The organism is Chelativorans alearensis (assembly GCF_010993735.1).
GTDB lineage: Bacteria > Pseudomonadota > Alphaproteobacteria > Rhizobiales > Rhizobiaceae > Chelativorans > Chelativorans alearense.
Genome location: NZ_WQNI01000005.1, coordinates 66,431 through 84,512 on the forward strand (window position 1 = coordinate 66,431; position 18,082 = coordinate 84,512).

Annotated in this window: 15 protein-coding genes; 4 read left to right on the top strand and 11 right to left on the bottom strand. The window is 64.7% G+C overall.

All coding sequences use genetic code 11. The annotated features are described in order from the left end of the window. Positions 1–53: 53 nt before the first annotated feature. The 4 genes from GPJ75_RS08720 to GPJ75_RS08735 are packed head-to-tail and all read left to right on the top strand — an operon-like array spanning position 54 to position 3,653. Positions 54–1,829, top strand: a complete 1,776-nt coding sequence (locus GPJ75_RS08720) for a cbb3-type cytochrome c oxidase subunit I (protein WP_205602497.1) — start codon at positions 54–56, stop codon at positions 1,827–1,829. After that, the gene (locus GPJ75_RS08725) at positions 1,826–2,533 is read left to right on the top strand and encodes a cytochrome c oxidase subunit 3 (RefSeq protein ID WP_163267744.1); all 708 of its coding nucleotides are present in this window, start codon (positions 1,826–1,828) and stop codon (positions 2,531–2,533) included. The genes GPJ75_RS08720 and GPJ75_RS08725 overlap by 4 nt, the downstream gene beginning before the upstream one ends. Positions 2,534–2,546: 13 nt before the next feature. Continuing rightward, positions 2,547–3,269, top strand: a complete 723-nt coding sequence (locus GPJ75_RS08730) for a heme-copper oxidase subunit III family protein (protein WP_163267191.1) — start codon at positions 2,547–2,549, stop codon at positions 3,267–3,269. Positions 3,270–3,278: 9 nt separating this feature from the next. Next, positions 3,279–3,653 carry a cytochrome C oxidase subunit IV family protein gene (locus tag GPJ75_RS08735; protein ID WP_163267193.1) on the top strand — a complete coding sequence of 125 codons (375 nt, stop codon included), beginning with the start codon at positions 3,279–3,281 and terminating at the stop codon, positions 3,651–3,653. Positions 3,654–3,672: 19 nt separating this feature from the next. Here GPJ75_RS08735 and GPJ75_RS08740 read toward each other — a convergent pair whose 3' ends face one another. From GPJ75_RS08740 to GPJ75_RS08790, 11 genes are all read right to left on the bottom strand, one after another. Continuing rightward, complete coding sequence (locus tag GPJ75_RS08740) at positions 3,673–4,497, bottom strand: DUF2189 domain-containing protein (RefSeq protein WP_163267195.1); 825 nt, start codon at positions 4,495–4,497, stop codon at positions 3,673–3,675. A gap of 122 nt (positions 4,498–4,619) precedes the next feature. Then, positions 4,620–5,303 carry a ThuA domain-containing protein gene (locus GPJ75_RS08745; protein WP_163267197.1) on the bottom strand — a complete coding sequence of 228 codons (684 nt, stop codon included), beginning with the start codon at positions 5,301–5,303 and terminating at the stop codon, positions 4,620–4,622. 10 nt (positions 5,304–5,313) lie between these two features. After that, positions 5,314–6,966 carry an acyltransferase gene (locus GPJ75_RS08750; RefSeq protein WP_163267198.1) on the bottom strand — a complete coding sequence of 551 codons (1,653 nt, stop codon included), beginning with the start codon at positions 6,964–6,966 and terminating at the stop codon, positions 5,314–5,316. Further along, on the bottom strand, positions 6,963–7,973 hold the full coding sequence (locus GPJ75_RS08755) for a hydroxyacid dehydrogenase (protein WP_163267200.1): 1,011 nt from the start codon (positions 7,971–7,973) through the stop codon (positions 6,963–6,965). The genes GPJ75_RS08750 and GPJ75_RS08755 overlap by 4 nt, the downstream gene beginning before the upstream one ends. After that, on the bottom strand, positions 7,970–9,829 hold the full coding sequence (locus GPJ75_RS08760; protein ID WP_163267202.1) for a DUF2264 domain-containing protein: 1,860 nt from the start codon (positions 9,827–9,829) through the stop codon (positions 7,970–7,972). Before GPJ75_RS08760 ends, GPJ75_RS08755 begins: the two co-directional genes overlap by 4 nt. Next, entirely contained in the window at positions 9,826–10,863 is a 1,038-nt protein-coding gene (locus GPJ75_RS08765; protein WP_163267204.1) for an ABC transporter ATP-binding protein, read from the bottom strand. Before GPJ75_RS08765 ends, GPJ75_RS08760 begins: the two co-directional genes overlap by 4 nt. Beyond that, positions 10,860–11,885 carry an ABC transporter ATP-binding protein gene (locus GPJ75_RS08770; RefSeq protein WP_163267746.1) on the bottom strand — a complete coding sequence of 342 codons (1,026 nt, stop codon included), beginning with the start codon at positions 11,883–11,885 and terminating at the stop codon, positions 10,860–10,862. Before GPJ75_RS08770 ends, GPJ75_RS08765 begins: the two co-directional genes overlap by 4 nt. Next, the gene (locus GPJ75_RS08775) at positions 11,875–13,011 is read right to left on the bottom strand and encodes an ABC transporter permease (protein ID WP_163267206.1); all 1,137 of its coding nucleotides are present in this window, start codon (positions 13,009–13,011) and stop codon (positions 11,875–11,877) included. The genes GPJ75_RS08770 and GPJ75_RS08775 overlap by 11 nt, the downstream gene beginning before the upstream one ends. Continuing rightward, positions 13,008–14,003: an ABC transporter permease gene (locus tag GPJ75_RS08780; protein ID WP_159590262.1), complete on the bottom strand. Its 996-nt coding sequence runs from the start codon at positions 14,001–14,003 to the stop codon at positions 13,008–13,010. The genes GPJ75_RS08775 and GPJ75_RS08780 overlap by 4 nt, the downstream gene beginning before the upstream one ends. A 141-nt stretch (positions 14,004–14,144) precedes the next feature. Further along, positions 14,145–16,085, bottom strand: a complete 1,941-nt coding sequence (locus tag GPJ75_RS08785; protein WP_163267208.1) for an ABC transporter substrate-binding protein — start codon at positions 16,083–16,085, stop codon at positions 14,145–14,147. Between the two features lie 149 nt (positions 16,086–16,234). Next, a complete protein-coding gene (locus GPJ75_RS08790) occupies positions 16,235–18,067 on the bottom strand; it encodes a heparinase II/III domain-containing protein (RefSeq protein WP_163267210.1) in 1,833 nt (610 codons plus the stop codon). Positions 18,068–18,082: the final 15 nt, after the last annotated feature.

The window sequence follows — 18,082 nt, forward strand, 5'->3', positions numbered from 1 at the left end:
GCGATGCCGGCAAAAGGCCGGGACTCGCGGGAAGGTTTTGAGGAGGTGAAGCGATGGTCGATGCCACACCTCGCATGGAACGGGACATCCCGCCTGCGGAAGTCCCGGAGCTCGAGCTTTATCATCCGAAGAGCTGGTGGACGACCTATGTCTTCTCGCAGGACGCCAAGGTCATCGCCATCCAGTATTCCGGCACCGCGGTCGCCATCGGCCTGGTAGCGCTGGTGCTTTCCTGGCTGATGCGGCTGCAACTCGGCTTTCCCGGTACCTTCAGCTTCATCACGCCGGAGGCCTACTACCAGTTCATCACCATGCACGGCATGATCATGGTGATCTATCTCCTGACCGCGCTCTTTCTCGGCGGTTTCGGCAATTACCTCATCCCGCTCATGGTCGGCGCTCGGGACATGGTCTTCCCCTACGTCAACATGCTGAGCTTCTGGATCTATCTGCTGGCTGTCCTCGTTCTGGCGGCGAGCTTTTTCGCGCCCGGCGGGCCGACGGGGGCGGGCTGGACGCTCTACCCGCCGCAGGCGATCCTCGGTGGCACGCCCGGCGGCCAGAGCTGGGGCATCATCCTGATGCTGGTATCGCTGATCCTCTTCATCATCGGCTTCACCATGGGAGGGTTGAATTACGCGGTGACTGTGATCCAGGGCCGCACGCGCGGTATGACATTGATGCGCATGCCGCTCACCGTCTGGGGCATCTTCACTGCCACGGTGATGGCGCTGCTCGCTTTCCCAGCCCTGTTCGTGGCCTGCGTGATGATGCTGTTCGATCGGGTGCTCGGCACCTCGTTCTTCATGCCGGCGCTTGTCGAGATGGGCGAGCAGTTGAGCTACGGCGGCGGCAGCCCGATCCTTTTCCAGCACCTGTTCTGGTTCTTCGGACACCCGGAGGTCTACATCGTCGCGCTCCCGGCATTCGGCATCGTCTCGGACCTGATCTCGACCCACGCCCGTAAGAACATCTTCGGCTACCGTATGATGGTGTGGGCCATCGTCATCATCGGCGCGCTGTCCTTCATCGTCTGGGCGCACCACATGTACGTCTCGGGCATGCATCCCTGGTTCGGCTTCTTCTTCGCCACCACAACGCTGATCATCGCCGTGCCCACGGCCATCAAAGTTTACAACTGGGTGCTGACGCTTTGGCGCGGCGACATCCATCTCACCGTGCCGATGCTGTTCGCGCTCGCCTTTATCGTCACCTTCGTCAATGGCGGGCTGACAGGGCTTTTCCTCGGCAACGTGGTGGTCGATGTGCCCTTGTCCGACACGATGTTCGTGGTCGCCCACTTCCACATGGTGATGGGCGTTGCACCGATCATGGTGATCTTCGGCGCCATCTATCACTGGTATCCGAAGATCACCGGGCGCATGCTTGAGGATTGGATGGGCAAGTTCCACTTCTGGGTCACCTTCGTCGGCGCTTACGCGATCTTCTTCCCCATGCACTATGTGGGGCTCGTCGGCGTGCCACGGCGCTATCCCGAAATGGGCGAGGCGGCCTTCATGACTGCACCGGTGGATAACCTCAACGCGTTCATCAGCGTCGCCGCCCTGGTCGTCGGCTTCGCGCAGATGGTGTTCCTGTTCAACCTCGTCTGGAGCCTGCGCTTCGGCAAGGAGGCCGGGCCCAACCCCTGGCGCGCCACGAGCCTGGAATGGCAGACGCCCACCACTCCGCCGCCGCACGGCAACTGGGGCGACGAGCGGCCGGTGGTCTACCGCTGGGCCTATGACTACTCGGTGCCCGGCGCGCCGGAGGATTTCATCCCCCAGAATGATCCATGGCCGGACAAGCCCGCGACGAGGGCGGCATGAGCGTCATCCTCGTCTTCCTGACGGTGGTGATCGGCTTCTCCTTCTGGTGGCTCTTCCACCAGAAAGTGATGGAGAAGCCATGGCTGGAGCACGGTGTGCACACAGCCCTGCCTGAGACCGACGTTTCGGGCATGCCGACGGCCAAGGTCGCGCTGGCCGTCTTCCTGGCCGTCGTCGGCAGCCTCTTCGCCCTGTTCGCCAGCGCCTATTTCATGCGCATGGACTATGCCGATTGGCAGGCGCCGCCGCTCCCCCGCATCCTGTGGGTCAACACGGTGATCCTTATCCTTGCCAGCATCGCCCTTTCCTGCGCCGTGCGCGCGGCACGCGAGCACCGCCGGGAGATGACGCGCCTTGCGCTGGTGACGGCGGGGCTTGCCACGTTCGTCTTCCTGGCCGGCCAGGTGACGGCGTGGCGGGAGCTGGCGGCTGGCGGGCACTATCTGGACGTGAACCCGGCCAACGGCTTCTTCTATCTGATGACCGGCGTGCACGGGCTGCACATCCTGGGCGGCCTCGTCGCTCTCGGGCGGACCATGGTGAAGGCATGGGACGATGACGTGGCGGCGGAGCAACTGCGCCTCGGCGTCGAACTGTGCGCCGCCTATTGGCACTTTCTGCTCTTCGTCTGGCTTGGCGTCTTCGTCCTCCTGGCCGGCTGGGCCGGGGACCTGCTCGCGCTCTGCCGGCAGATACTGACGTAAAGGGGAAACGAAGATGGGCGAGACCACGCTGAACGGCTTCGGAGCCAAGCCCGCCCGCCCGAGCGGCATACGCGGTGTGGCGGCCGACTGGGCGTCGGATCAGCGCGCCTTCAAGAGCGCCTCTTGGGGGAAGGCCATGATGTGGATCTTCCTCCTGTCCGACACCTTTATCTTCTCCTGCTTCCTGCTCGCCTACATGACGGCGCGCTCATCGACCACCGTGCCGTGGCCCAATGCCAGCGAGGTTTTCGCGCTGCATATGTTTGGCGCCGACATCCCGCTGATCCTGATCGCCATCATGACCTTCGTGCTGATCTCTTCCAGCGGCACCATGGCGATGGCGGTCAACTTCGCCTACCGGAAGAACAAGGGCGCGACGGTGGCACTCCTGCTTGCCACGGCGGCACTCGGTGCCACCTTCGTCGGCATGCAGGCCTTCGAGTGGACGAAGCTCATCACCGAGGGCGTCCGTCCGTGGGGCAATCCGTGGGGCGCACCGCAGTTCGGCGCCACCTTCTTCATGATCACCGGCTTCCACGGCACGCATGTCAGCTTCGGCGTCCTCTTCCTGCTCATCGTCGCCCGCAAGGTCTGGCGCGGTGAATACGACCGCGGCGACCGCGGCTTCTTCACGAGCCGCCCCGGCGACTACGAGCACGTGGAGACCATGGGCCTTTACTGGCACTTCGTCGATCTCGTCTGGGTTTTCATCTTCGCTTTCTTCTATCTGTGGTGAGGGACGGTCATGGCTTCCCACGCGGAACAACCCCATCGGAAATACTCGCAGACCGCCATCGCGGAGCATGCCGAAGGCCAGCAGCACCCGATCCGCATCTATCTCGTCGTCTGGTTCTGGCTCTTCGTCTTGAGCGCCTGTTCCTATCTCGTCGACTATGTCGGCTTTGAAGGCTATCTGCGCTGGGGGCTGATCCTCACCTTCATGATCCTGAAGGCGGGGCTGATCGTGGCGGTGTTCATGCACATGGTATGGGAACGGCTGGCGCTGGTTTACGCCATCCTGCTGCCGCCGATCGCCGTCCTCGTGTTCGTCGCCATCATGGCGATCGAATCCGACTATACCGCGCTCACACGCATGACGTCGTTCGTTGGTGGGGGGTGAGTGAGGGGCAGAAGCGCCCCTACTCCTCGGACCGCCGCTTCCTGACCCCCGGCGCTATCACCGTCTTGCGGTAGAGGTGCCAGGTCGAATGCCCGAGCACCGGGATAACCACGGCGAGGCCGACGAAGAACGGCAAGGAGCCGATCACCAGAAGCGCGGCGACGATCAAGCCCCAGAAGAGCACGGGAAGCGGATTGGCCAGCATGACGCGTGCAGAGGTCTGGATAGCCGCGTATGCGCCGACGTCCCGGTCGAGCAGCAGCGGGAAAGCCACCGATGTGGTGCTGAGCACGACCAGCGCAAAGACGAAGCCTATCCCATTGCCCAGGAGAAGCAGGGTCCATCCCTGCTGCGTGGTCAGGACCTCGCGCGCGAAGCCGATGAACGACTCCGGCACGGCGGGCCCGTAAATCCAGGCATAGAGCGCCTGGGCGGTGAAAATCCACACCAGGAAGATCACCATAAGCATGGCGCCCACGGCAACCATGGAAGGAATCGCCGGCGACCTGAGCACCTCGAAAGCGTGCCGCCAGGACGTATCCATGTCGAGCTCGCGGCGCCGGCTGATCTCGTAAAGGCCGATGGCCGCGAACGGCCCGAGCAGGGCAAAACCGGCGATCAGGGGGAAGATGAGTTGCAGGGCATGGCCGCTCGATGCCCACGTGATCAGGATGATTCCGAGAATCGGATAGATCAGGCACAGGAAAACGTAGTGGGAGGGCTTCTCCCAAAAATCGTCCAGACCGCGACGAAGAACATCGACAATATCCGCAAAATCGACTGTGCGGACCTTGGGATGCGCAATCGTCTTCTGGGCGCCTGTGAGCACGTGAAAGCCTGCCATATCCTTCCTCCCTCCATCGGGTCCCGGGATGGCTGCGGCTCACGTAGCCTGGCGATGGCCGGTTACGTGAAACCGCAACCCTTGCCGTGGCTATACAGTACTATGGTAGCGTCGATTTGTCGCTACTTTTCCGGGAGGGCTGTGGAGCGTTCTCCCTGGCGCGCGGCCCATAAAAGCCCGCGCTGCAGAATCGTGCGCACCGCGGGAATCTCCAGTTCGTCCGCCGTATGGCCGAGGGAGGAATAGAATACCCTTCCCGCCCCGTGCGTCGTGGTGAACACCACGGGCATCACCACGTCTTCGCGCCAGGGATGGTGCGCACCGGAGAAGGTGGTGGTGGCGAGCACCTCGACCGCCGGATCGTAATGAAGGTAATACTGCTCCGAGGTGTGCTCGAAGCTTTCGATGCCGGCCATGATCGGGTGGTCCGGCCTGGTGACGTCGACACGGTAGGTGATGATGTTGCCGGGGTGGGCAACCCAATAGCAGCCGGCTGCATAGCGGAAAGGCACACAATCGCGGAAGCTGGTGGCCAGCCCCATATGATAACCGGCAAGGCCGGTGCCGGCGCGGACCGCCGCCGTCAGGCGCTCTCCTTTCTCACGGCTGAGCGTGCCGCCGGTGACGACGGGCACGACAAGGTCGTAGCTGCCGATATCCTCTGCGCCAAGCGCATCGTAGTCCTCGGTGAGGGTCACCGCGAAATGCTCCGCTGCAAGCAGGTCGCGCACCGTCTCGGCACCGCGCTTTGGCGTGTGCAGCTCCATGCCGCCATGGACGACGAGGGCTTTTCGCTGGGTGGTCATGGGCGGGTTCCTATAGTCCAAGGCCGACAGGGCGCGTGCGGTGCACGCCCTTCGGCACGAAGGGGAAGGCCTCCGCGAGGCCCAGGAGGTCGGCGGCAAGATGCAGCACCGACAGCCACATCTCCGTACCTTGCAGGCTGCCCGGCTGGCCGTCCGCGAAGGCGAAGCCCTCGCCTGGCCGCCAGCGCTCCGGTGCACCCAGGATGACGGCCTCGGCGATCGCTTCGGCTTCTCCGCGGCGGTGATCGGTCTGCTTGAGACAGAGCCCGAGCGGATGGATGGTGTCGAGCAGATTGCAGGCTGTGTAGGCCGGGCCGGAGAAACCGCCATGATTGCGATGGTTCGCCAAGACCGACTCGATCGCCGCCTCCGGCCACGGCACCGGCAGTCCGAACTGAGCGTGGGCTCCGCGCGTGAGGCGGTAGAAGCCGTTGACGGGTTGCAGGAGGCCGTCAGCAGCGGTTGCGCTGCCCCACAGACCGGTGGCGCGGTCGACGTTCATCGCCAACCAGCCGAACAGCACCTCGCGGGCACGGCCGGTGGTGAAATAACGGGCGTTGAAATAGAGCGCGGTGGCTATGGCGTCGACATGGGCGCCGGCAGACCACGCGTTCGTCTTCCACGGCAGACCTTCGAGCCAGGCGCACAGCGCAGAGGCATCGATCTCGACTGCGGAGACGGGGTGGAGGGGCCTGGCGCCTAGCACTTCAAGCGCATAGCCGACAGCAAGGACGTTGTAGAGCGCAAGCCCATCGTCGCGCAGGGCCCTGCCCGGCTCCGGCGGACGATAGGGGTCGGGGAAAAGGCCAGTGGCCGGATCCTGCACGGACTGGAGGCGCTCGATGGTCTTGCCGGCGTCGAGATGCTCCGGCAGTGCGTCGAAGCCGGCGGCGATCTCGATGGCATCGCACAAGTGCCGCATGCTCATGCGCGCGGTACCGTCGGCCTCCGGCGAGAGGTAGCCTTCGGCGGTACGGTACTTCGCCAGCACCGCCGGCCATTCGGTAGCGGCGGTACGTCCTATCTTTTCAAGGGCCGTCTCCACCGCGCCGCGGCGGGAGCGGACGGCAGGATCGCCGCGGCGGCGCACGACCTTTGCCGGAACGCCGGCGACGACGGCCATTTCCGGCACGTCCTTCGTCACCACCGCACCGGCGGCAATCACCGCGCCACGACGGACCGTGACGCCGTCGACGATGACAGCATTGGCGCCGATCCAAACATCGTCCTCGATGATGATACCCAGCGTCTCGTGCGGTTGCGTATGGATCGGGCGGTCGGGATCGTCGAAGCCGTGGTTGAAGCCGACGATGGAGACGAGGGAGGCGATGCGCACGCCATCGCCGCAGACGACCTTGCCGGAGATGCAGGCATAGGGATTGACCGTGCAATGGGCGCCGAATTTGACATCGCCGCGCACCAGGGCATGGCCGGCGATCCAGGCGTGCTCTCCGAGGACAAGGCGATCAGTGAAGATGCGCGCCTCGACCGCCACATAAGCCGTGTCGGCGATGCTGGCGCCGGCGTCGCGCACAAGCCTTTTCTTGCGGGCGCGGTGGGCGGGGCTATCGATATCAGCCGGCGTGCGCTCCCAGGTGAGGAATTGCAGGCGCGCCTCGTGCCCCTCCGCCACTTCGCTCCGAACACACTCGGCCTCACTCATGCCAGCCGCTCCAGGATATGCGGCTCGATCGCGTAGAGAAGCGGTTCGCCGGCGACGAAGCGCTCGATCTCCTCGACGGCCATCTGGCCGAGCCGCAGACGCTCAAGCCCGGCCGCGCCCGCCACGTGCGGCGTGAGGAAGACGTTGGGGAGCGTGTAGAAGGCAGAGCCGGGTGGCGGGATCTCCGGGTCCGTGACATCGACCACCGCCTGGATGCGGCCGGTTTCGAGTTCCGCGAGAAGGGCGGCCTCGTCGACCAGCGCGCCGCGCGCCGTATTGATGAAGGTGGCACCGTCTCGCATCAGCTTCAATTCGCGCGCGCCGATCATCTGGTGGGTGGTGGCAAGCGAGGGGGCGTGGAGGGAGACGATGTCGGCGCGGGCGAGGAGGTCGTCGAGATTGGTGATCTCGGCGAGGCGGGCGACGGGGTCAGTGCCATCGACATAGGGATCGGCCAGGAGAACCTCGACCTCCAGCAACCCGAGGAGGGCGGCCACCTTGCGCCCGATACGCGAAGCGCCGACGAGGCCGACGGTGCGACGATAATTGCCGATCGGCTCATCCATCAGATCCCAGACGGAGCGGCGGGAAGGGTCGGCGCGGTAGAGATCGCGCAGGCCGAAGATGCGCTTGTTTGCAAAGATGATGGCGGCGAGCGTGAATTCGGCGACCGGTACGGCGTTGGCTTCCGCCGCGTGGGTGACGGCGACGCCGGCCTCGAAGACGGCGGGGTCGAGCGTATATTTGACGGTGCCCGCGGCGTGGGCGACGAGGCGGAGATCCGGCATTGCCGCCAGCACCTCGGGCGAAACGAAGGGGCAGCCCCAGCCGGTCACCAGGATTTCCGTCTGCCGCAGGAGATCGCGCGCGGCATTGCTGGAGAATTCCTCCAGCGGTGCCGTGGAGAGGATATCGCAGCTTTGGCCGAGCCGGGCGAGCAGACGCTCGTCGAAGACGTGTCGCGTCCTGCTCGGCGCCATGGCGAAGACGAGTTTTGGCCGCATCAAAATCTCTCCGGCACCTGGATGGCGCTGACTTCGATGCCCTCGCTGGCGAAAAGGCGTTCGAGCGCGGCGAGGTCGGGCGGTGGGGGTGGACTGGCGAGTGCGGCCTTGGTGTCACCGCCCGCAGGCAGCGCCATGGCTGCCGTCACGAGCAGGGTGGTGCCGGCAGGTATCTCCCCCCGCAACTGCGGCACGATGGTCTTGGCGGAAATCAGATTGGTGTTGGGCATCGCGCGGTGCGCACGTCCGGCCCGCTTTGCCCCCTCCGAAAGATCGAGGATGACACTCAGGTCCGTGGTGGAGTGGGCGAGCGCCCTGCCCTCGCCCTCCTCGCGGGTATCGGCGTCGAGATCGGCGCGGGCGATGGCGAAGCCGCCCTCGGTGGCATGGAGCGGCCGCGGCGTTTCAATTCGGTGAACGCGGATATGCCAGGGATTGGCCGGCACCAGCCAGGTTTCGACCGTCACATCACCCCATGGCTTCCATTTGCCGTAGAGGGTATCGCCGGCGATCAGCGCCGCCTCATTGCTTTCGCGCACGCGGTAATGCCGGCCATTGTCGGAAAGGCCGATCATGCCGTCGAAGGCGGCGTTGGCATAGGCGCGCTCATCGCTCTCGACCGAGAAGCCGTAGCGCGAGGAATAGGCAAACTTGGCGTATTTCTCGGCACCGAAGCGCATCTGGTAGTTCTGCTGGCCTGAAGAAAGCGCCACCACATTGCCGGGCGTGTGCATCATCACCATGCCCGGATGCTTGAGCGGCACCGGCTCCCGTGGGGTAACGGCAGGGGCCTCCTCCGCCTGCCAAAACGGGTGGCTCTCGGGTAGAGCCAGGGGGAGGAAAGCCTTCAGCGCCCAATAGGGGGAGCCGGCGGAGTTGTAGTTTTCGCTCATAAGAAGGTTCGGATAGCCATAGCCGACCGACAGCACGCCGTCGCGGTCGGCTATGGGATGCCGTGCCCACCAGCGCAGGTGGCGCATGTAGTGGCCCTTGATCTCGGCCCAGGGCAGCGCCTCCAGATCGGCGAAGGCATACGCGCCCCAGATGCCGGCGCAGGCGAAGCGGTAGATGAGGCTGCGGCCAAAGGCGAGCGCCCCGCCGTCCTCGTCGTACCAGTGGCGGATATCGCGGGCGAATTGTTCGGCCCGCGCGCGGTAGCGGGCGGTGCGTTCCCCGTCGCCCTTGGCAAGCCTGGCATAGATCAGGCCGTAGAAGTGCATGGCGAAGGGGATGTAATGGTCGATGCGGCGCACATTCCCATCGCGGTACCAGCCGTCGCCGAGATAGAAGCCGTCAAGTTCCTCGAGGTATCTTTCCGTCAGCTCGCGGTCGAAGCCGACGCCCACCTCTTCCAGCCCGAGATCGACGAGGATGCGGAAGAACTTCCAGTTGTTGTCGGCATAGTCGAAGCGGCGGATATGCGTCAGATAGGCGGCGACGTTCTTCTTCGCCCGCTCGGGGAGCGGCTCCCAGACGAGATGGGGCACCATCTTCAGCGTGAAGCCGATTGCCGCCATCTCGACCATGCGCTGGTCCCTGTCGTTCACCTCGCCCCAGTATTCGGGGTGGTCGGGGTCCATGCCGTTGGCAAGGCCTTCGCGATAGAGTGCCCAGCGGTCGAAACGACCACCACCGGCGGCCAGTGGAGCAAGCCCCCAGAGCGGGCGGGCGAAGCCTTCGACATCCGCTGCGATACGGTCGAAATGCGCGGCAGCAGCAGTGAGGCGCACGCGGGCGCCGCCTTCGGAGAAGAACGGCAGCAACGGATTGAACAGGTCGTGCAGCGCCTTTTCGACATCGGCGCGGATCTTCAGCGGGTTGCCGGCGAGCGGATTGGCGCGTGAGGGGTCGTAGGTCATGCTTTGGCAAAGGTCCTTGTGGCGGGCGTTTGCTCGTAGGCGCCCTTCAGTTCCAGCGTCTCGGCAAAGTGACAGGCCACCTCCGCCTCGCCGACCTTGCGTAGCGCCGGCCTCTCCGCGCGACAGCGGTCTTCGGCGAAACGGCAACGGGTGTGGAAGGGACAGCCGGGAGGGCGGCTGCCGAGATAGGGGATCTCGCCACGCACGGTCTTGGCGCGGCGCACCCGGCGGGTGGGGTCGGCAATCGGTAACGCCTCGAGCAGCACTTCCGTATAGGGATGGCGCGGGCGCTCGAACAGCGCTTCCGTGGGCGCGTTCTCCACCACGTGGCCGAGATACATGACCACGACACGGTCGGCGATGTAGTTCACGACACCGAGATCGTGGCTGATGAAGATGTAGGTGAGGCCGAACTCGTCCTTCAGGTCTTCAAGCAGGTTCAACACCTGCGCCTGAATGGAGACGTCGAGGGCCGACACGGCCTCGTCGGCGATGACAAGCTTGGGGTCGAGCACTAGGGCACGGGCGATGCCGATGCGCTGGCGCTGGCCGCCGGAGAAGGCGTGCGGGTAGCGCCCCATGGCGTCGGACGGAATACCGACCTTTTCGAGCACGCTGGCAACGCGCTCCTCCAGCTCGTGACCCTTGGCGAGACGGTGGATACGCAGCGGCTCGGCGACGATATCGAACACCCGCATATGCGGATTGAGCGAGCTCATCGGATCCTGGAAGATCATGCGGATGTCGCGCCGCCAGGGTTTCATAGTTCGCTTGTCGAGCGCCGTCAGCTCCACCGGGTCGTGGCCCGGGGGACGGTAGGTCACCTTGCCCGCCGTCACTGGCTGTGCCCGTACGATCGAGCGCCCGAGCGTGGTCTTGCCGCAGCCGCTCTCGCCGACCACGGCCAGCGTTTCGCCGGGGGCCACCGAGAGCGTGACGTCGCAGAGCGCGTCGAGCGTGGTGAGCGGGCCGAACCAGCCGCTGCGGAAGGAGAAGGTCTTGGAAACGTTCTCGACCGAGAGAAGCGCTGTCATGCCGGTACCTCCGCCTTCCGGGCGCCCTCGGTGAGGAGATGGCAGCGCGCCACGTGATTGCCGACGGGCGTACGATCGGGCTTCGTGCCGGCGCACGGCTCGAAGGCGTAGGGGCAACGGCTCGTGAAGGAGCAGCCCTCGGGCCGGTCCTTCGCCGAGGGCACGGTGCCCTTGATCGGCGACAGACGCTGGCGCTCCTTCTTGCGGGCGATGGTCGGGATCGACCGCATCAGTGCCTGCGTATAGGGATGGCGCGGAGCGCGGAAGACGTCGAAGACGTCTCCCTGTTCCACCACGTCGCCCAGATACATCACCGCCACCTCGTCGGCGATCTCCGCCACCACACCGAGGTCGTGGGTGATGAAGAGCATGGCCATGCCGTAGTCCTCCTGTAGTTCCTTGAGGAGATCGAGGATCTGCGCCTGGGTGGTCATGTCGAGGGCGGTGGTCGGTTCGTCGGCGATCAGCAGCGCCGGCTTGCAAGCGAGCGCCATGGCGATCATGGCGCGCTGGCGCAAGCCGCCGGAGAGCTGGAAGGGATAGGAGTTGGCGCGCTCGTGTGGGCCGGGAACGCCCACCTGGTCGAGAAGGCTCACCGTGCGCTCGCGCGCTTCCCTCGGCTTCAGTCCCTCGTGCAGCGTGATCATCTCGTCGATCTGGTCGCCGACCGTGTGAACCGGCGACAGGGAGCTCATCGGCTCCTGAAAGATCATGGCGATCTGATTGCCGCGGATTTTGCGCAGGGCCAGGCTGTCGGATTTGAGGGCGGCGATGTCGACGGTCTCTTCGCCCGGCGGGGAAAAGAGGATGCGGCCGCGGCCGATGACGGCATTCTGGTCGTTGAGGTGCAGGACGGCCCGCGCCGTGACGGACTTTCCGCAGCCGCTTTCGCCGACAAGGCATAGCGTCTTGCCGGGGCTGAGCGCGAGGTCCACCTGGCGCACGGCGACGATGTCCGCCTCGTCCGGGGACGAGAAGGCGATCTCGACGTCCTCGATCTTGAGAAGCGGCCTATCGGCCATAGGGGTCTGCGGCATCGCGAAGTCCGTCTCCAAGGAAGTTGAGGGCGAGGATGGCCACCACCACGGCGACACCGGGCAGGAGCAGCCATGGCGCACTGGCGAGCGTGCGGATGTTCTGCGCCTCCTGAAGCAGTGTACCCCAGCTGACGATAGGCGCCTGCAGGCCGAGACCGAGGAAGGAAAGCGCCGTCTCCGCCAGGATCATGCCGGGAATCGCGAGGGTGGCCGCCGCGATGATATGGCTCATGAAGTTCGGCACCATGTGACGGGTGATCACGCGCCAGTCGCTGGCTCCGTCGAGCCTTGCGGCGGTGACGAAATCCTCCGTGCGCAGCGCCAGGAAGCGCCCACGAACCACACGCGCGAGCTCCGTCCAGCCGACGAGCGAAAGGATGACGGTGATTGCGAAATAGGTCTGCAGCGATGACCAGTCGCGCGGCAATGCAGCGGCAAGCCCCAGCCACAGCGGAATCGTGGGAAGCGAGCGGATGAACTCGATGACGCGCTGGACGACACTGTCGAACCAGCCGCCATAATAGCCGGAGAAGCCGCCGATGATGACGCCGAAGACGAGGCTCAGTACCACGCCGATGAGGCCGATGGAGAGCGAGATGCGCGTGCCGTGGATGAGGCGGCTCAGAAGGTCGCGCCCCAGCCGGTCGGCGCCGAGGATATAGAGGGGCGCCCGCCGCTCGGTTGTTCCGAACAGCTTGACGTCCATGGGGATGATGCCGAGGAGCCGGTACGGCTCCGCCTCGACGAAGAAATTGATTGGATGCTTGACGTCGCGGTCGACGACGAAGGTGCGACGCAGCGCGGCCGGATCGATCTCGGACTTGTAACCGTAGACGAAGGGCCGGAAGGTCCAGTTCCCCTCCTCATCCCTATCGGTGAAGTGGATGCCTTGCGGTGCGGCATAGGTGTAGCGCGGGTTGTAGGCGGACGGCTCGAAGGGGGCCAGAAACTCGGCGAAGAGCGCAATGAAATAGAAGAGGCCGACGATCCACAGGCTCCACACCGCAAGCCGGTGCTGGCGGAAGCGCCGCCACATGAGCGCCGCCTGGGACTCCTGCGAACGCTTGATCTCCGGTGGCGCTGTATCCTCTGTCAAGGCTTCGGCGGTCATCGGGCGCCTCCGTGGCGGATGCGTGGGTCGAGCCAGGCCAGGATCAGATCGGAGATCAGCGTGCCGATGACGGTGAGCACGCCCAAGAGCATGATGATGGTGCCGGCCAGATACATATCCTGGCTGGTGAGCGAGCGCAGGAGAAGCGGGCCGGCCGTCGGCAGGTTCATCACCACCGAGACGATGACCGAGGAGGAGACCAGCGTCGGCAGAAGCCAGCCGATGGTCGAGACCAGCGGGTTGAGCGCGACGCGCACCGGATATTTGACGATCACCTTCCACTCGGGCAAGCCCTTGGAGCGTGCGGTGGTGACGTAGGGTTTCTTCAGCTCGTCGAGCAGATTGGCGCGCATGATGCGAATGAGCTGAGCCGTGCCGGCGGTGGCAAGCACGATGATCGGCGCCCAGGCATAGGTAAGGAAATCCCAAAGCCGTGGCAGGCTCCAGTGGGCGCGCTCGAACGCCGGCGAGAACAGGCCGCCGAGCGTCGTGCCAAACCAGACATAGGTGAGATACATCAGCACCAGGGCGAAGAGGAAGTTCGGCACGGCAAGGCCGAGAAAGCCGAACACGGTGGCCAGATAGTCGCCGAGGGAATATTTGCGCACGGCCGCATAGATGCCGATGGGCAGCGCGACCAGCCACATGACGAGCACGGCCAGGCCCTCGAGCAGGATGGAATTACCAAGCCGGCCCCAGATCAGCTCCGTCACCGGCCGCTTCCATTCAAAGCTGCTACCGAAATCGCCATGCGCGAGGATGCCCGAAATCCATTTCCAATACTGGACGAGGAAAGGATCGCCGAGAGAGTATTGTCGGCGCAGCGCCTCGAGCTCTGCCGGGGAGACGCGCTCGCCCTGGGCACTGAGCTCGGCCATATAGGCGGTCAGGTAATCGCCCGGCGGCAGCTGTATAATGGCGAAGGCCACGAAGGAGATGGCCCAGACGGTCAGCACGATCGAGATCAGCCGGCCGACGAGAAAGCGGAGCATTGGAGCGGACTCCGTTTGTTGAGATCAAGGGGTGCCGAGGGCGGCGAGAGCCGGGAGGAGGACCAAGCCCCCGCCGCCACTCAGGATCCGGCCGCAGCCGGTGCTCCGCGCCGGAGAGCCGGCGCGAAGCGGAACGCATGATCATTCGAAATACCACTGCGTGGCATCGTAGCCGGCGGGCTCGGGGAAGAGCCATGCGTTGATCATGGACGGAGCAACATTCTTCAGATTGTTCTTGGCGATGTAGTAGCCGTCCGGCATGAGGCTAACGCCGATCACCGGGAAATTCTCCTTGGCGATGGCGAGAATCTCGCGCATCAGCTCGGCCCGCCGGTCGGCATCGCCCTCCCCCTTGAGCTCGTCATAGAGCGCCATCTGCTCCTTGGCCCAGTCGGCGGGCTCCTCGGCGATTTGCTGGTTGGCGCCGGTGTACCAGGCCTGCCACTTGTAGGCCCACACCGATTCCTCGCCCGACGGGAAATAGTAGCGCGGCTCCTGCATGACATCGAGGCCGCCGTCGCCGGCCCAGACCTGGGCGTCGTAGTCGTTGCTCGGGCGCTTGTCATAGAAGAGCGTGCGGTCGATGTTGTTGATTTCGATGTCAACGCCGACCTCGGCAAGCTGGAGCTGCATCAGTTCCAGCATGTCGATCCATTCGGGCCTCAAGGCGGCGATCACGTCGACCACGATGCGCGCGGGGCGCCCGTCACTCATCAGGCGGATGCCGTCGCCGTTCATCTCGGTCAGGCCGGCGGCCTCCAGGTGCTCGACGGCCTTCTCCGGATCGAACTCCGTGTACTGCTTGGCCATCTCCTCGTCATAGAAGGGAGATTCGGGGCGCGGCGCGACCTGGAAGGGCTCGCCTTGGCCGATGAAGACCACGTCGATGATCTCCTGCCGGTCGATGGCGTGCGACAGGCCGATGCGGAAGTCCTTGTTCTGGAACAGCGCCCGCTTCACCGGGTCGTCATGGTTGAAGTTGAGCTGCAGCACGAGCGACGAAGAGACCGACTGGATCACCTTGCCCAGGTGATAATCGCCCTTCTCCTGCCCGTCATAGAACACCGCCTGATTGGCGTTGGTGGCGATGTGGCGGTCCTGGAAATCGATCTCGCCGTTGAGCGCGAGCAGCGTCAGCTCTTCCAGGCTCCGGCTGACCCGCATATCGAGCCCGTCAATATAGGGAAGCTGGTTGCCCTCCGCGTCGACCTTGAAATAATAGGGATTGCGCTCCCAGACCACGCGCGCGGCATCGCCGGTAAGCGGCTCCGTGACGCGCCAGGCATACATGACGGGCAGTTCCGGATTGGTCCAACGCTGGGATTCCCAGCCCCAGGCGCATTTCTGCTGCATCAGGAACGTCCAGTTCTGATGCCCCTCCGCCTTCGCCATCTTGTCGGCGTCGGGATTGTGGTCGGGGCTGAACTGGCTGCAATAGTGCTTGGGAATGGTAAGCACCTGGGTGCCATTGATGGTGGCAAGCGTGTCCATCAGCGTGCCGTTGGGCTTGTCGAAGATGAACTTGAAGGTGAAGTCGTCGACCACCTCCACCTTGACCGGATTGTCCTTGATATCGATCCAGTTGCTGTTGGCGGGATATTCCGGGTTCTGGAACATCTCGACGGCGAAGGCGATGTCCTCGGAGGTCATCGGCTGACCATCGGACCATTTCAGCCCTTCGCGTAGCTTGAAGGTGTATTCCGTCGCGTCGTCGTTGATCTCCCAGGACTCGGCGAGGTTGGGGACGACCTTCTCCCATTTGTGATCATAGCGCACGAGCCCTTCATAGGCCGCGGTCTTGGCGATGAGGCCGTTGTCGTCGCCGCCGCGCATGCCCATGCGCCAGACGCCGCCATATTTGCCGACGCTCTCGACCGGCTCGACCACCAGCGGGTTCTTCGGCAGGCGCTCGTCCACCGGCGGAAGGTCGCCACTTTCGACACGCTCGTCGAGCATGGGCGCCTGCTCGAAGGCGAGAGCGGGTGCGGCGGAAAGCATGAGGCCCGATAGTAGCGCCGCCAAGACCTTGCTTGAACGGGCTGCCCGGACATGGGCATCTGGGTGCGGAATGCGCTTGAGCATTAAACTTCTCCTCCCATCCGGCCGCTTGCAAGCGGCCTCTCCTCGGTAACGCTCTCAAGGCTAGCACAAATTTGCGCTCAGGCAACAATTTTCCGGTAATTTGCGTTTTTTGCGCAATTATGCGCAAGCGGCTTATCTCATTCGGCTTTTCAGCCGAGCGGTCGCATGAGGAGAGAAATCCGTCCGGCTTTCTGCGGTTTCGCGAGAGCGAAGATGACGCGGGTCAGGTCGACGGAGGGCGCATATTGCTTTTCCACATCGCGATGCCGCTCCAGCCGTACCGACACGCTTTCCGGGTCGAAGGACACCTCCAGACCCCCTTCCCCCGCGCGCATGACGACGGTGCCGCCGCGGATCTCTGCGTCGCCGGTGGTCACCAGCACGCTCTCGAAAGATCGGCCCCCGTCCTCGAAGACGAAATCGTCGGTGAGCGTGACCTCCCCGCCTGGCATGCGGCGGTCGACCTCCAGCGTCCTGTGCAGCGAGGCGAGCCCCGCCTCGACGGGATAAGCGGCGGTCATGTCGAGGAGCAGGCGGTCACCGGTGGCATCGTGGCGGTGCTCGACCACGCGCGCCGCGAAGGCCATGCCGGGCTGCTGGAGATGCCCGTCGACCACCGGCACGGAATGCCCGCGCGATGAGGTCATCAGGTTCTCGTAGCGCTCGGCCCCGAAATACGCCTTCGAATAGCGCCCGCGCCCCGGATCGGTGACCACGGCACGGCCGCGTGTCATGACGATCAGCGAGCCGACGTCGTTCTGGTTGTGCATCTCCGCGTTGTGGCCGCCCTTGACGGCCACCTTGAGGGAAGCCGGGTCGGCGGGATCGAGGCGCGAGATCATCCACGCCATATCGGGAAACCAGTCGTGCGCACCGCCGCCGAAATGCGTTGCACCATCCGGCAGCGGCCAGAGATATTGCCGAAGCGGCCAGGCGAACTGGTTGAAGTGATCGACGGTAAAGTCGTTGGCAACGCCCATCTGCGCCAGATCGGGCAGGGCGAGGCGCTCCGCCAGATAGGCGAGCAGGCCGGGATGGAAGGTGGCCTGAAGGTCGGAATCGGAGAAGCTCGCCCATTGCCCGGGTGCAAGTATCGTACGCAACGGAAACTGGGCGATCTCGCGCACGAAAAGGTCCTCCAGGAGGCGCACGGCGCCACCGGTGCGCACCTCCACGAGATGGGCGAGGGCGACGAAATTGCCGAAGCCGTAGCTCCAGTAATCGGGCCCTTCCGTGGAGCCGCCGCGCGCATCGAAAGTATCGAGATAGTCGGCGAGCGAGGCCATGGCGCGGGCGATGATCTCGGCCAGACGCGCCCGGTCCGGCTCCAGATAGCAGGCCGCCCCCGCTGAGCCGGCCACACACACAGCGGTCCAGTTGTTCACCGGCCTGTCCGGCGTCGAATGCAGCCACCAATGGTCGTGCCGGTGGAGGAATGGCGATACGGCACGCCGGTCGACCTCGCTGCGGATGCGCGCGCGCAGGTTCTCGTCCAGCCGGTTGCCGATGAGATAGTCGACCTCGGCCAGATCCAGCGCCGTCATCGCGGCGGCGAGATCGAGGGTTGGGCGGTCGGGCGCATCGAGGGTGCGGGCGTGGGCAGGCCAGGCCCAGTTGGTCTCCTCCAGCCGCGCCGAGAGGATATCGCAGATCGCGTCGAGGAAGCTTCCCTCCCATGTCAGGCACTCGGCGAGAACGAGGCGGTAGAGCATGCTGCGCCGCCGCCGCTGGGCGTCCTCATAGGGTTCGCGCCGGCCGGTGCGCTGGAAATCGAGATAGAGGCTCGCTGGCAGCGCGGGAATCGGCGCAGTCGCGTCCTCGCCTGCCCGCACCCGGAGCAAGGCGACGTTTTCCTCTCCCACCCGCGCAGCGATGGCTGCCCAGCCCTTGCGGTCGGCACCCGGTGCGAAGGGCGTGAACACGCCTGTCTGCGCCAGGGCGGCATCGACGCGGCGCACGTTCCAAAGCCGAAGCGAGGACATCTTGTCTCCTTCCGT

What these genes read in the sequence shown, in the direction of transcription:
- GPJ75_RS08730 (WP_163267191.1), top strand. Translation starts at nt 2,547, where the DNA reads ATGGGCGAGACCACGCTGAACGGCTTCGGAGCCAAGCCCGCCCGCCCG.
- GPJ75_RS08760 (WP_163267202.1), bottom strand. Translation starts at nt 9,829, where the DNA reads ATGACCTACGACCCCTCACGCGCCAATCCGCTCGCCGGCAACCCGCTG.
- GPJ75_RS08720 (WP_205602497.1), top strand. Translation starts at nt 54, where the DNA reads ATGGTCGATGCCACACCTCGCATGGAACGGGACATCCCGCCTGCGGAA.
- GPJ75_RS08735 (WP_163267193.1), top strand. Translation starts at nt 3,279, where the DNA reads ATGGCTTCCCACGCGGAACAACCCCATCGGAAATACTCGCAGACCGCC.
- GPJ75_RS08750 (WP_163267198.1), bottom strand. Translation starts at nt 6,966, where the DNA reads ATGAGTGAGGCCGAGTGTGTTCGGAGCGAAGTGGCGGAGGGGCACGAG.
- GPJ75_RS08780 (WP_159590262.1), bottom strand. Translation starts at nt 14,003, where the DNA reads ATGCTCCGCTTTCTCGTCGGCCGGCTGATCTCGATCGTGCTGACCGTC.
- GPJ75_RS08745 (WP_163267197.1), bottom strand. Translation starts at nt 5,303, where the DNA reads ATGACCACCCAGCGAAAAGCCCTCGTCGTCCATGGCGGCATGGAGCTG.
- GPJ75_RS08790 (WP_163267210.1), bottom strand. Translation starts at nt 18,067, where the DNA reads ATGTCCTCGCTTCGGCTTTGGAACGTGCGCCGCGTCGATGCCGCCCTG.
- GPJ75_RS08765 (WP_163267204.1), bottom strand. Translation starts at nt 10,863, where the DNA reads ATGACAGCGCTTCTCTCGGTCGAGAACGTTTCCAAGACCTTCTCCTTC.
- GPJ75_RS08740 (WP_163267195.1), bottom strand. Translation starts at nt 4,497, where the DNA reads ATGGCAGGCTTTCACGTGCTCACAGGCGCCCAGAAGACGATTGCGCAT.
- GPJ75_RS08785 (WP_163267208.1), bottom strand. Translation starts at nt 16,085, where the DNA reads ATGCTCAAGCGCATTCCGCACCCAGATGCCCATGTCCGGGCAGCCCGT.
- GPJ75_RS08725 (WP_163267744.1), top strand. Translation starts at nt 1,826, where the DNA reads ATGAGCGTCATCCTCGTCTTCCTGACGGTGGTGATCGGCTTCTCCTTC.
- GPJ75_RS08775 (WP_163267206.1), bottom strand. Translation starts at nt 13,011, where the DNA reads ATGACCGCCGAAGCCTTGACAGAGGATACAGCGCCACCGGAGATCAAG.
- GPJ75_RS08770 (WP_163267746.1), bottom strand. Translation starts at nt 11,885, where the DNA reads ATGGCCGATAGGCCGCTTCTCAAGATCGAGGACGTCGAGATCGCCTTC.